The following is a 13,094-nucleotide window of genomic DNA, read 5'->3' as shown; positions in this document are numbered from 1 at the left end:
GGCTCAAGGTTAGCGCCGGTTTACAAATCGCGTATCGTTGAGTATTTTTTCGCGCGAAACGTTGATGCCGGGTCCTATCCGCGATGTCTCGTGGCAGCGACCCTCCTTTGTACTTGGCCTGATCTTCTCCCGTGGCGTTCATTCGAATCGCCGCGAGAAATGTGCGTTTGTTTGTTCTGAGCGATGTTTCGGAGCTGAAACTTAATGCATGACTGGGCGGAGGCTTCGCCGATCATGCACGGAGAGCGGGGATAGGACGTTGCAACATCTGGACGGAAAAGGTTCTGTGCTTGCTGCCATCACGCGGGCGGCGGTTCTGTCCGTATCGCTGCTGGCCTTGAGCAGCTGTGTCTCGGCCGATGCCGAAAGCGTACTGAAAGTCGATGAGCAGGCGGCGGCTCAACAAACCGTCGAATCACCGCAGCAGCCGGCGGTACAGGATGCCCAGGTCGCGGCGCTCGGCAGCAACCCGCAAACGCAGCCGACCGCCGAAAGCGGTACCGTGCCGGCTGAGGCGGGGCAGCCATTGACGATGCAGGGCACAGGCCTCAGAGCCGCCTCGTCCAGCATCTATGGCAATCAGTCGAACACGCAGGCGACCGCAAATGGCCAACCGCAGGCAACGGGCAACGTGCCGATCGTTCAGCCGGCCATGAACGCAACCTCCAACAGCCTCTTCAGCGGCGGCCAGCAGCAGCCGCGGCCTCTCGCAACACCACAGGAGGGCGCAGCCAACGAGGCGACCGGCGCTCCTCAGGACACGGCGGTTGCCGCCTATGCCCCCTCGCCTGCCCAGGACGCACTTCCCGCAGCCGTGCCGCTGCCCTTGAGTGCCGAAGCTGCCGCCAGCGGCCAGTCTGCAACGGCACCGCAGGCGGTGGTCAACAACCAGGCGGCAGGCGAACCGGCGGGGGCCGCAACGACAGCCAGCGAAGGTAGCGGCGACAAGGAAGCCCCCAAGACGTTGACGCTCGCGGCGCTGTTTGCCGGCAAGCGCAAGGACAAGTCGCAGCAGCAGGAAACGCTGCGCGCGGCGGAAAAGAAGACGATAACCACCAGCAATGCGAGCCAGGCACAAATGGCCTCGCTCGCCTACTCGCTTCCGGGCGTGAAACTCAATACGCTATACACCATGGAGCACGAAGACCATGTCGCCGACGACGAGGCAGCGTCCGTCCAGGTCGCCTCACTGTCGGGGCTCGCCCGTTTGGCGCCGAGCGGCCTCATCCTGCAGACCGAGAAGGTCGAAGCCGGCTGCTTCAAACCAGAACTGATGCAAATGCTGAAAAAGGTCGAGAGCCATTACGGCAAACAGGTGATGGTGACCTCGGGCCTGAGACCGATCAAGGTCAATCGCGAGAAGCAATCGCTACACACGCGCTGCGAGGCAGCGGACATCCAGGTTCAGGGCGTCAGCAAGTGGGATCTGGCCGAATTCCTGCGCAGCATTCCTGGCCGCGGCGGCGTCGGCACCTATTGCCACACGGAATCGGTTCATATCGATATCGGCGCTCAACGGGACTGGAACTGGCGCTGCCGTCGCGGCAAAGGTTGACGCAAGCCATTGTTTCAGCGTGTTAATCCCCAAGAAGGGTCTTCGATTTTCGACGGGCACTTTTTTACAGAAAAATGAAAATTGCCGCTTGCGGTTATCAATTCGTCTGGCTATAAGGCGCCCACACAGCGAGTGCGCCCTTCGTCTATCGGTTAGGACACCAGATTTTCATTCTGGGAAGAGGGGTTCGACTCCCCTAGGGCGTGCCACTGTGTTGATCCTTCCCACACCATTTCGACCGTCGTTTTCAGCCGCAAAGCAGCTGTCAGCTTCTTGCCGTTTCGACCTTGCGCCACCTCGCCCGGCTTTGCAGAGGACGGAATTTTCTCCTCGTTCTTTTTCAACAGGAAAGCGCAAAAATCCTGAGATTGGCGCTTGCGGTCTGCAAACTCGCTGGCTATAAGGCGCCCACACAGCGCGTGCGCCCTTCGTCTATCGGTTAGGACACCAGATTTTCATTCTGGGAAGAGGGGTTCGACTCCCCTAGGGCGTGCCACTGTGTTGATCTCCCCCCCCAAATTCTGATCGCATTCCCGACAAAAACGGCCCGTCGCTGCGGCGCAATTGTGCCCGATTCCGCTTCGCATGGGACAGAGCTTTTCCCGTTGTTTTTAACAGGAAAAACACAAAAATCCTGAGATTGGCGCTTGCGGTCTGCAAACTCGCTAGCTATAAGGCGCCCACACAGCGCGTGCGCCCTTCGTCTATCGGTTAGGACACCAGATTTTCATTCTGGGAAGAGGGGTTCGACTCCCCTAGGGCGTGCCACTGTGTTGATCTCTCCCCACATTTTGCAAACCAAATTGTCATCGCAGCGCGTTCGCTTGGCTAAACGAACCGGCACGGTCGGACGGATTCATCCGCGTGGAATTTCCTCGTCGTTTTTGCCGAACAGGCATAGGATGTGGAGAAGATACGGCAAGCGCCGGTGCTTGCAAGTCTGCGATGCGCCCATCGTCTAGCGGTCAGGACGCCGCCCTCTCACGGCGGTAACACGGGTTCGAGTCCCGTTGGGCGTGCCAATGCTCAACCACGTCAGCCGGCTGCCGGAGTGCGCCAGGTGCGCTCCCGATTCCTCGCCGGCGCCAACTCAACCGATCGTCTCACGCTGAGCCAGCGTTTCAACAGGCAGGTGCACAATCGCTTGTCGATCTTCCTGGGCTGCTTATGTTCGGTACTCAAATCCGAATCGTTTGAGCTTTCATGATCCAAATTTCCAACCTGAAGACCTTCCCCCATTGGGCAGACACGATAGCCGATCGGGCTTGGCATGCCTGGTGGACCGAAAGCGACGTGTCCCTGGCACAATATCGCGCTCACATCGATCCGATGATCGACGGAAACGGTGTCCCATTTGCACTTGTGGCACACAGCGACGGCATTTACCTCGGATCGGTCTTCGTGATTGAGAATGACCTCGACGAGCGCCCGCAATATGCCCCGTGGATTGCCGCGCTTTGGGTAGAAGAGGAAGCACGGCGACAAGGAATTGCAGCCACGCTCATTGCCGTGGCCCGACGGGAGATTTCCGCATTGGGACACGACACCTGCTATCTCTGCGCAAGCGCTGAAAACTCACCGTACTACCTTGCACGTGGCTTCAAGCAAATCGAGAGCGACGTTTCCGGATTGAACCTGTTCTCGATCGATTCATCGAGCGAGGCTGAGCGTCGATGAACCGTAATGTCTAATTATGGCGGTGCAGGAAGGAACTCCAGATTCCTTCAAGAATTTCGAAACAGTGACAGCGCTCACGCCAGGGCTTTCTGAACCGCTTCGAAGAAGATCCGAGATCATCTTCAAAGCGCCCTCGCCGCATCCGTCACACGCAACTGCACACGGCGCTGCCCCTGCCACAGATCGGCGGAGACCGAGCCGGCGACATGGATGGACATGCCGCGGCTCGAAAGCAGGAAATCGCCGAGCGGCGTCTCGGTCGCGCGGAAGGCGATGCCGTCGAGGCGGCTGCCGTCCTGCCCCTCCAGCGTCACCTTGACGTGGTTGGCACCCACCTGCCTGCTGTCGCGCAGGCGGTGCTGCGGGAAGGCGAAGACCGGTTGCGGGTGTGCCGAGCCGTAGGGGCCGGCCTGCTCCAGGAGATCGATCAGCTCAAGCGTCGCCCCGGATGCGGCAAGCGCACCATCGACCTTCAGCGTCTGGATAGCGACGAGCTCGCGCACGGCCACTTCGGCACGCTCCTCGAAGAACTGGCGAAGTTTTCCAAGCTTCCCGCGTTCGACCGTGAGGCCGGCGGCCATGGCGTGGCCACCGCCCTTGACCAGCAAGCCGCTATCGACTGCGGCGCGCACCATCTTGCCCATGTCGAAGCCGTTGATCGAGCGACCGGAACCGGTGCCCCGGCCATTCGGATCGAACGCGATCGCAAAGGTCGGTCGGCGAAACTTTTCCTTGATGCGCGCGGCGAGCAGCCCGACGATACCCGGATGCCAGTTTTCGCGCGCCGTCACGATCACCGAAGCGCCCTCGCCCGTGCCGTATTCGGCGAGAACCTCGGCTTCGGCCTCCGCCAGCATCACCGCTTCCATCGCTTGCCGTTCGCGGTTGAGCTCGTCGAGCTGGGCTGCGATCGTCTCGGCGGCTGCGGCATCGTCCATGGCAAGGAGGCGGCTGCCGAGCGCCGCATCACCGATACGCCCACCGGCATTGATTCGCGGCCCGACGAGAAAACCCAGATGATATGGCGTCACCGGGCCGCCGATTGCCGCCTTTCGAAGCAGAGCGGCAAGCCCGACATTGCCGAGATGCCGCGCAGCAATCAGCCCTTTGACGACATAGGCTCGATTGAGCCCTTTCAGCGGCACGACATCGCAGACCGTCGCCAGCGCCACCAGATCGAGTTGCGCCAGGAGGTCGAAGGATGAAGCCCGACTATCGCCGGCACTGCGCAGCACGCGCAGCGTGTTGACGAGAACCAGGTAGACGACACCGGCGGCGCAGAGATGCCCCTGTCCGGAAAGGTCGTCCTCGCGGTTGGGATTGACGAGCGCGTGGCACGCCGGCAGCGTCGTTCCCACCTGGTGATGGTCGATAACGACGACATCGACGCCGCGTCGCGCTGCTACCACAAGCGACTCTTGGCTCGTCGAGCCGCAGTCAACCGTCACGATCAAGGCGGCGCCGTTGTCGATCAGTTGCTCGATCGCCGTCGGGTTCGGGCCGTAACCCTCGAAGATGCGGTCAGGAATGTAGATTTCTGCCTCGAGGCCGAAGTGACGCAGAAAGCGCGCCATCAGCGCCGATGACGCGGCACCGTCGACGTCGTAGTCGCCGAAGACGACCACCTTCTCGCGCCGCCGGATCGCCAGCTCCAAACGTTCCGCCGCCTTGCGGCAATCGGTCAACATGTCCGGATCCGGCATCAGCGAGCGAAGCGTCGGATCGAGGAAGCTTGATGCCTCGTCGAGCACCACGCCGCGCCCGGCAAGCACGCGCCCAAGCAGATCGGAATAGCCATGGACCTGGCTGATGGCGAGCGCCCGGTTCTGGCCGGCCTGGTCGAGGCGCGACACCCAGCGTTGGCCGCCGATCGACTGCTCGACGCCAAGAAAGGCCCGCTGTACCGGATCCACCAATGCTTCCATGCTCGCCCACCCGCCTGCGTCTAACGCTTCTTAGCGCATAACCCCGAAAATCGTGACCGTTTTTGGAACGGCGTCGCCTCTGATCGTCGATCCAACCGGGCTTTTGCACAGGTACACAACGCGAAAGCCCCGCCAGCGCATTTGCGTGGCGAGGCTTCCGATCCGTTGTGGTATCCTGGTACTTAAGTTGACGCCGCGCCCCGGACCTCCCGGCTTCCGGCGCTATGCCCTCTTCAGTTCGCCTTCGGACGTTCGATGCGGATCACCTGCGGCTCGCCGACGAGATAACCCTCGCCCTTGATCGCCTTGATCGCATCACGAACGGAATGCTCCGACGTTGCATGCGTCACAAGAATGATCGTCTGCGGTTCGCCGCCCTCCATCAGGTGCTTGGAGTGCTGCATGATCGATTCCAGCGAGATGCCGTTGTCGGCCATGCGCGTCGCGATGCTCGCGAAAACGCCCGTGCGGTCCACGACCTTCAGACGAATGAAGTAGCCGCCTTCGTGACTCTGGATCTGGGCGCGCTTATAGGGAAGCAGCGCGTTGGTCGGCCGGCCGAAGGCCGGGACATGCTGGGCGCCGGGGCGGCTCTTGGCGATGTCGGCGATGTCGCCGAGAACGGCCGATGCCGTCGCGTTGCCGCCGGCGCCGGGGCCGACCATCAGCAGTTCACCGAGAATGTCGGACTCGATCGCCACCGCATTGGTCACGCCGTCGACCTGGGCGATGACGGAATCATAAGGAACCATCGTCGGGTGGACGCGCTGCTCGATGCCGCTTTCGGTGCGCTGGGCGACGCCCAGGAGCTTGATGCGGTAGCCGAGATCGGCCGCCGCATGGATGTCGTCGATCGAGATGTTGGTGATGCCTTCGAGGTAGATGTCGTCGGCCGCAATCGCCGTGCCGAAGGCAAGGCTCGTCAGGATCGACAGCTTATGCGCCGTGTCATTACCCTCGATGTCGAAGGCCGGATCGGCCTCGGCATAACCGAGGCGCTGGGCTTCCTTCAGGCAGGCTTCGAAGGACAGTTCTTCCTTCTCCATCTTCGTCAGGATGTAGTTGCAGGTGCCGTTCATGATCCCGTAGACGCGCGAGATCGTGTTGCCGGTCATGGATTCGCGCAGCGCCTTGATGACAGGAATGCCACCGGCAACGGCTGCTTCGTAGTTCAGAAGCGCGCCTCTCTCTTCGGCGATCTTCGCAAGCTCGATGCCATGGGCGGCCAGCAGTGCCTTGTTGGCCGTCACCACATGAATGCCGCGTTCAAGCGCTGCCTTCACAGCCGAATAGGCCGGATCGCCGGAACCGCCCACCAACTCGACGAAGACGTCGATATCGGCGTCACGCGCCAGCGAAACGGCATCGTCGAACCAGTTCACAGTGGAAAGATCGACGCCACGGTCGCGGTTGCGGTCGCGCGCGGTAACGGCCGTGATCTCGATGGCCCGTCCGCACGTTGTCGCAAGCATCTCGTGACGATCCCTAAGGATTCGCACGAGCGAGGCACCAACGGTACCCAAGCCCGCAATGCCGATTTTGAGGGCATCTGCCATAGCCATTTCCTAACTTGTAGAGGGCGAACCGCAAGGACCGCGGAGCCGTGGTGGAAGGAGGCGCACGATGGGCGCGCCTCTTGTCTTAAATCATAGGTCAAGCGGGATGCGGGCGGAAAACCGAATACACTTTTCCTCATCCCGCTCCGACTACCTGTGCGCGTTGAGCGAGATGACGTTGTGCATCGTCTCGTCGGCAGTCGACAGGAATTTCTTGATGTTGCGGGCCGCCTGGCGAATGCGGTGCTCGTTTTCGACGAGGGCGAGACGGACATAGTCATCGCCCTGCTCACCGAAGCCGATGCCAGGAGCGACGGCGACGTCTGCCTTCTCGACGAGCAGCTTCGAGAACTCGAGCGAGCCGAGATGACGGAACTTTTCCGGGATCTTGGCCCAGGCGAACATCGTCGCTGCCGGCGGCGGCACGTCGAAGCCGGCCTTGCCGAAGCTCTCGACCATCACGTCACGGCGGCGCTTGTAGACATTGCGCACCTCGGCAATGTCGCTGCCGTCGCCGTTAAGCGCCTGGGTGGCGGCCACCTGGATCGGCGTGAACGCGCCGTAGTCAAGGTAGGACTTCACCCGCGTCAGCGCCGCGATCAGCCGCTCGTTGCCGACGGCAAAGCCCATGCGCCAGCCGGGCATCGAGAAGGTCTTCGACATCGAGGTGAATTCGACGGTGCAGTCGATCGCGCCCGGCACTTCCAGCACCGACGGCGGCGGTGCGTCGTTGAAGTAGATTTCCGAATAGGCGAGATCCGAAAGCACGATGATGTCGTGCTTCTTCGCAAAGGCGACCACTTCCTTGTAGAAGTCGAGGGTGGCGACCTGCGCCGTCGGGTTCGACGGATAGTTGAGGATCAGCGCTAGCGGCTTCGGGATCGAGTGCTTCACGGCGCGCTCGAGAGGCGCAAAGAAGGTGTCGTCCGGTTCGACCGAAATCGAGCGGATGACGCCGCCGGCCATCAGGAAGCCGAAGGCGTGGATCGGATAGGTCGGGTTCGGGCACAGGATCACGTCGCCAGGTGCGGTGATCGCCTGGGCCATGTTGGCGAAGCCTTCCTTGGAGCCAAGGGTGGCAACGACCTGCGTTTCCGGGTTGAGCTTGACGCCGAAGCGACGGGCGTAATAGGCGGCCTGGGCACGACGCAGCCCGGGAATGCCCTTCGACGACGAATAACGATGCGTGCGCGGATCCTGAACGACCTCGCAAAGCTTGTCGACAATCGACTGTGGAGTGGGAAGATCCGGATTGCCCATGCCGAGGTCGATGATGTCAGCACCGGCCGCTCGCGCGCTTGCTTTCAAACGGTTGACCTGTTCGAAAACATAGGGCGGCAAACGCCGGACTTTGTGAAACTCTTCCATCTCCAAACCTCGTTTGGCGCACGCTTCCGCGGGCATTCAAACCTTGGCGAAAACGGGCGCTGTGGTGAACGGCCGTCACTGCGGCCATTCAACGCTTTGCGTCCAAATCACCGGAAAGGCAAGCGCTAATTCTCGATCTCTTTCAGGGTATCGGCGCCGTGCTGCTCGGCGAGCGCGCGCATCTCCTTCAGACGACGCTGATATTCGGCTTCTGAGATCGCCCCGGACTGGCGTGCTGCCCCCAGTGCCGTCAGCTGCGCCTGCATGTTTGCGGCTTCATCGTTGGTCATCTGCGTCGTCGCAGCCGGCTTTTGGCCATAGACCGACGGATAATTTTCGAAGTTGGTCGTCTGGCTGTTGCAGCCTGCGAGCGTGCCGAGCAGAACGATCCCGGCAAGCCAGGTGATGGAGCGCTGTTTTCCGACGGCTAGCATGCTCAAGAAAGACCTCTATTTTGATGGCGCGACGATGCGCTAGCCCTTGTAATCATTTTCGGGCAGAATGTAAAAATACAAAACAAACAAGATGCTGTGGAGGAAGCCGGGTGACAGCAGACAGGAATGCGGAAGGCGCTGCCGGCAAGGACAGCTTTGCTGGATTCGATCCGAAGTCCGTCGAACCTTACATCGTAAAGGATCCCGAAAGCCTCGCCATCAACCTCGCCCGCGCCATGGAACAACTCGGCAAGGCTGCATCCGCCTGGCTCGCGCCGCGTGAATCAGGACAGAAATCCGACGTCTTCGCCGAGCCGGTGACCGACATGGTCAAGACGCTTTCCAAAGTCTCGGAATACTGGCTTTCCGACCCGCGCCGCACGCTGGAAGCGCAGACCCACCTGATGGGCAGTTTCTTCGAGATCTGGTCGCGCACGCTCCATCGCATGTCGGGCGACGTGGTGACGCCGGACCCGACGGCCCTCCAACGCAACGACAAGCGTTTTGCCGACGAAGACTGGGTGAAGCATCCCTTCTTCGATTTCATCCGCCAGGCCTATTTCGTGACATCGGACTGGGCCGAGCGCATGGTCGAGGATGCCGAGGGCTTGGACGACCACACCAAGCACAAAGCCGCCTTCTACGTGCGGCAGGTCTCGAGCGCGCTTTCACCGACGAACTTCGTCACCACCAATCCGCAGCTCTATCGGGAAACCGTCGCGTCGAGCGGCGCCAACCTGGTCAAGGGCATGCAGATGTTTGCCGAGGACATCGCCGCGGGTCGCGGTGATCTCAAGCTCCGGCAGACCGACACCAGCAAGTTTGCGATCGGCGAGAACATCGCGATCACGCCCGGCAAGGTCATTGCCCAGAGCGATGTCTGCCAGGTGCTGCAATATGAAGCGACCACCGAGACGGTGCTGAAGCGGCCGCTCTTGATCTGCCCGCCATGGATCAACAAGTTCTACGTTCTCGATCTCAACCCGCAGAAATCCTTCATCAAATGGGCTGTCGACCAGGGTCACACCGTCTTCGTCATTTCCTGGGTGAATCCCGACGAGCGGCACTCCAAGAAGGATTGGGAATCGTATGCCCGCGAGGGCATCGGTTTTGCGCTCGACATCGTCGAGCAGGCAACCGGCGAGCGTGAGGTCAACGCCATCGGCTATTGCGTCGGCGGAACACTGCTTGCGGCCACGCTCGCCCTGCATGCGGCCGAAGGCGATGACCGCATTCGCTCGGCAACGCTCTTTACCACCCAGGTCGACTTCACCCATGCTGGTGACCTAAAGGTCTTCGTCGATGAGGACCAGATCCGCCAGATCGAGCAGAGTATGAGCGAGACCGGCTATCTCGACGGCTCGAAGATGGCGACCGCCTTCAACATGCTGCGCGCCTCGGAACTGATCTGGCCCTACTTCGTCAACAACTACCTCAAGGGCCAGGAGCCCCTGCCCTTCGACCTGCTCTACTGGAATTCCGATTCCACTCGGATGCCCGCCGCCAACCACTCTTTCTACCTGCGCAACTGCTACCTCGAGAACAAGCTTTCGAAGGGCGAAATGATGCTCGCGGGCAAGAAGATCTCGCTCGGCGACGTGGAGATCCCGATCTACAATCTCGCCACCAAGGAAGATCACATCGCGCCACCGCGCTCGGTGTTCCTGGGCAGCGCCTCGTTCGGAGGCAAGGTCACCTATGTTCTGTCCGGCTCCGGCCACATTGCCGGCGTCGTCAACCCACCGGACAAGGGCAAGTACCAGTTCTGGACCGGCGGCGCACCGAAGGGTGATTTCGACGACTGGTTCAAGGCGGCCAAGGAGACGCCCGGATCCTGGTGGCCGCATTGGCACCAATGGATCGAGAAACTCGACAAGAAGCGCGTTCCCGCCCGCAAGCCTGGCGGGCCGCTGAACTCGCTCGAGGAAGCACCCGGTTCCTACGTGCGCGCCCGGGCGTAAGGCGACTGAGAAAAGCATCTTGATCTTCGATCCGCCGCTCACCACTGCGACCCTCGTGCAGCGCTACAAGCGCTTTCTCTTCGACGCCGTGCTGCCTGATGGCACGGCGATCACCGGATCTTGCCCCAATACCGGCTCGATGCGGGGCCTGACGACGCCAGGTTCGCGCATCTGGATGTCCGAACACGACAGCCCGACGCGAAAGTATCGCCAGATGCTGGAAATCGTTGAAGCCGACGACACCTTGGTCGGCATCAATACCGGCCTGCCGAACCGCCTTGCGGAGGAAGCGATCCGGCTCGGACTGGTTGGTGATCTCGGCAGCTACCCACATCTCGCCCGCGAACAGAAATATGGTCGCAGTTCGAGGATCGACATTCTGCTCAGCGAGCCCGAGCGTGGCCTTGCCTATGTCGAAGTCAAGAACGTGCATTTCAGCCGCACGCGGGGCCTCGCCGAGTTTCCCGATAGCCCGACCGCGCGCGGGGCGAAGCATCTCGATGAGCTGGGAGACATGGTCGAAGCGGGCAACCGTGCCATCATGATCTACCTTGTGCAGCGTAGCGATTGCAATCGCCTCAGGATTTGCCGTGATTTCGATCTAGCCTATGCACGGGCCTTCGACCGCGCGATGGCGCGCGGCGTCGAGGCCTATGCCGTCAAATGTCAGGTTTCACCGCGCCAAATCCGCCCCACCGGACTGATGACAGTGGACGAGGCGGCCCTCGCTGCTTTATGAAATCCGACTTGGAACAAATGAAAGCTCTGGAATGGTGACTTACATCGAGGCAGGGTCTGCCCCCTACAAAAACACCGGCGTCATCCGGCTCTACGGACCGGAGGACTTTGCGGGCATGCGCAAGGCGTGCCAGGTCACGGCGCGATGCCTCGACGAACTCGTTTCACGCGTTCAACCCGGTGTGACGACCGACGAAATCGACCGCTTCGTCTTCGAATTCGGCATGGACAACGGCGCCCTGCCCGCGACGCTTAACTATCGCGGCTATACCAAGTCGTCCTGCACCTCGATCAACCACGTCGTCTGCCACGGCATCCCCAACGACAAGCCGCTGCGCGAGGGTGATATCGTCAACATCGACGTCACCTATGTCGTCGATGGCTGGCATGGCGATTCGAGCCGTATGTATCCGGTCGGAGAGATCAAGCGCGCCGCCGAGCGCCTGCTTGACGTTACCCATGAATGCCTGATGCGCGGCATCGCCGCCGTGCGCCCGGGCACACGCACCGGCGCCATCGGGGAAGCGATCCAGGCCTATGCCGAAGCGGAGCGCTGCTCTGTCGTGCGCGACTTCTGTGGCCACGGCGTCGGCAAGCTTTTCCACGACGCCCCCAACATCCTGCATTATGGCCGCGCCAATGAAGGCCCGGAACTGCGCGAAGGCATGATCTTCACCATCGAGCCGATGATCAATCTTGGCCGCCCGCATGTGAAAGTGCTTTCGGACGGCTGGACGGCCGTTACTCGCGATCGGTCGCTTTCGGCGCAGTATGAGCACACGGTTGGCGTAACTGCTGACGGCTGCGAGATCTTTACCTTGTCGCCCGCCGGCCTCTTCAAGCCCGGCGTCAATACCGTCGGGGCCGCATGACAAAACGCCCGATCTCCTCCGAGGTCGATGTGACGCTGGCGGCGGACGAAAGGGCGTTTTTCCCGGAACTGCCGCTGGGCGGGATGAAGGTGGCCCAAAAGACGGCCGCGACCGAAGCGCATTACCACGGACACCGTGACCGGTTGCGGGCGCGCTACCGGGAACAGGGCGATGCCGCGCTCGCCGACTACGAACTCCTGGAAATGCTCTTGTTTCGGCTGATCCCGCGCAAGGACACCAAACCGATCGCCAAAGCATTGCTAAGCCGGTTCGGAACGCTTGCCGGTGTCTTCGGCGCGCCGATCGCGCTGCTACAGGAGGTGAATGGCATCGGCGAGACCGTGGCTCTCGACCTCAAGCTGATCTCAACGATCGGCCATCGCACGCTGAAGAGCGAGCTTCGCCAGAAGCAGATCCTTTCCTCCTGGAGCGCCGTCATCGACTATTGCCACGCGGCCATGGCGCACGAGACCAAAGAGCAATTCCGCATCCTGTTCCTCGACAAGCGCAATACGCTGATCGCCGACGAAGTGCAGCAGACCGGCACGATCGACCACACACCGGTCTATCCGCGTGAAGTCGTCAAACGCGCGCTGGAGCTCTCGGCCACCGCGATCATTCTCGTCCACAACCACCCTTCAGGCGACCCCACGCCATCGCGCGCCGATATCGACATGACCAAACTGATTGCTGAAGCCGCCAAGCCGCTCGGCATCGCGGTGCACGATCACATCATCATCGGCAAGGATGGACATGTCAGCCTGAAGGGGCTTCGCCTGTTTTGACGGCACATCGCGATCAGAGCCATTTCGCTCGACGGAAGAACCGATAGAGGGTGTCAGGCAGATTGCGATGATTACCGTGAGCAAATCGATCAATCCGACGAATCTGGTTGGTTCTTTCCGTCCGCGACGGAACCGAGACAATCGGCCCCGCATCCCAACCGATGCTGGTCGGTTTTGCGTGCATCGATCCCGGTTGGGTCTCGATCCACACCAGGAACTTGCG

At 61.2% G+C, this 13,094-nt stretch carries 10 protein-coding genes and 4 tRNA genes; 10 read left to right on the top strand and 4 right to left on the bottom strand.

The window, feature by feature from the left end; genetic code table 11:
- The first annotated feature begins 259 nt into the window (after positions 1-259).
- From MKZ91_RS23490 to MKZ91_RS23465, 6 genes are all read left to right on the top strand, one after another.
- Positions 260-1,555 carry a D-Ala-D-Ala carboxypeptidase family metallohydrolase gene (locus tag MKZ91_RS23490; RefSeq protein WP_336173451.1) on the top strand — a complete coding sequence of 432 codons (1,296 nt, stop codon included), beginning with the start codon at positions 260-262 and terminating at the stop codon, positions 1,553-1,555.
- Positions 1,556-1,689: 134 nt separating this feature from the next.
- A tRNA-Glu gene (locus tag MKZ91_RS23485) sits at positions 1,690-1,764 on the top strand.
- Positions 1,765-1,976: 212 nt separating this feature from the next.
- A tRNA-Glu gene (locus MKZ91_RS23480) sits at positions 1,977-2,051 on the top strand.
- Between the two features lie 197 nt (positions 2,052-2,248).
- Positions 2,249-2,323, top strand: a tRNA-Glu gene (locus MKZ91_RS23475).
- Between the two features lie 179 nt (positions 2,324-2,502).
- Positions 2,503-2,577, top strand: a tRNA-Glu gene (locus MKZ91_RS23470).
- Between the two features lie 181 nt (positions 2,578-2,758).
- Positions 2,759-3,232 (top strand): GNAT family N-acetyltransferase, encoded by a 474-nt coding sequence (locus MKZ91_RS23465; RefSeq protein ID WP_336173450.1) that lies wholly within the window; start codon positions 2,759-2,761, stop codon positions 3,230-3,232.
- Between the two features lie 122 nt (positions 3,233-3,354).
- Here the strand turns inward: MKZ91_RS23465 and recJ are convergent, their stop codons facing one another.
- From recJ to MKZ91_RS23445, 4 genes are all read right to left on the bottom strand, one after another.
- Positions 3,355-5,157, bottom strand: coding sequence for a single-stranded-DNA-specific exonuclease RecJ (gene recJ / locus MKZ91_RS23460; protein WP_336173449.1), 1,803 nt, complete (start codon positions 5,155-5,157; stop codon positions 3,355-3,357).
- Positions 5,158-5,390: 233 nt separating this feature from the next.
- Complete coding sequence (locus tag MKZ91_RS23455) at positions 5,391-6,713, bottom strand: homoserine dehydrogenase (protein ID WP_336173448.1); 1,323 nt, start codon at positions 6,711-6,713, stop codon at positions 5,391-5,393.
- A gap of 150 nt (positions 6,714-6,863) precedes the next feature.
- Positions 6,864-8,081: an LL-diaminopimelate aminotransferase gene (locus MKZ91_RS23450; RefSeq protein WP_336173447.1), complete on the bottom strand. Its 1,218-nt coding sequence runs from the start codon at positions 8,079-8,081 to the stop codon at positions 6,864-6,866.
- Between the two features lie 125 nt (positions 8,082-8,206).
- The gene (locus tag MKZ91_RS23445) at positions 8,207-8,515 is read right to left on the bottom strand and encodes an SHOCT domain-containing protein (RefSeq protein WP_336173537.1); all 309 of its coding nucleotides are present in this window, start codon (positions 8,513-8,515) and stop codon (positions 8,207-8,209) included.
- A gap of 110 nt (positions 8,516-8,625) precedes the next feature.
- Between MKZ91_RS23445 and phaC the strand changes: the two genes are divergently transcribed.
- The 4 genes from phaC to radC are packed head-to-tail and all read left to right on the top strand — an operon-like array spanning position 8,626 to position 12,871.
- The gene (gene phaC, locus MKZ91_RS23440) at positions 8,626-10,476 is read left to right on the top strand and encodes a poly(3-hydroxyalkanoate) polymerase subunit PhaC (protein WP_336173446.1); all 1,851 of its coding nucleotides are present in this window, start codon (positions 8,626-8,628) and stop codon (positions 10,474-10,476) included.
- 19 nt (positions 10,477-10,495) lie between these two features.
- The gene (gene sfsA / locus MKZ91_RS23435; protein ID WP_336173445.1) at positions 10,496-11,215 is read left to right on the top strand and encodes a DNA/RNA nuclease SfsA; all 720 of its coding nucleotides are present in this window, start codon (positions 10,496-10,498) and stop codon (positions 11,213-11,215) included.
- A 31-nt stretch (positions 11,216-11,246) separates the two neighbouring features.
- Positions 11,247-12,086, top strand: coding sequence for a type I methionyl aminopeptidase (gene map / locus MKZ91_RS23430; protein WP_336173444.1), 840 nt, complete (start codon positions 11,247-11,249; stop codon positions 12,084-12,086).
- Positions 12,083-12,871, top strand: coding sequence for a RadC family protein (radC, locus tag MKZ91_RS23425; RefSeq protein WP_336173443.1), 789 nt, complete (start codon positions 12,083-12,085; stop codon positions 12,869-12,871). The genes map and radC overlap by 4 nt, the downstream gene beginning before the upstream one ends.
- The last annotated feature ends 223 nt before the right edge of the window (positions 12,872-13,094 follow it).

Source organism: Ensifer sp. MJa1, assembly GCF_037026475.1.
Classification (GTDB): Bacteria; Pseudomonadota; Alphaproteobacteria; order Rhizobiales; family Rhizobiaceae; genus Ensifer.
Note: the sequence above shows the minus strand (reverse complement) of the source record. Positions and strands in the feature narration are given on the sequence as shown.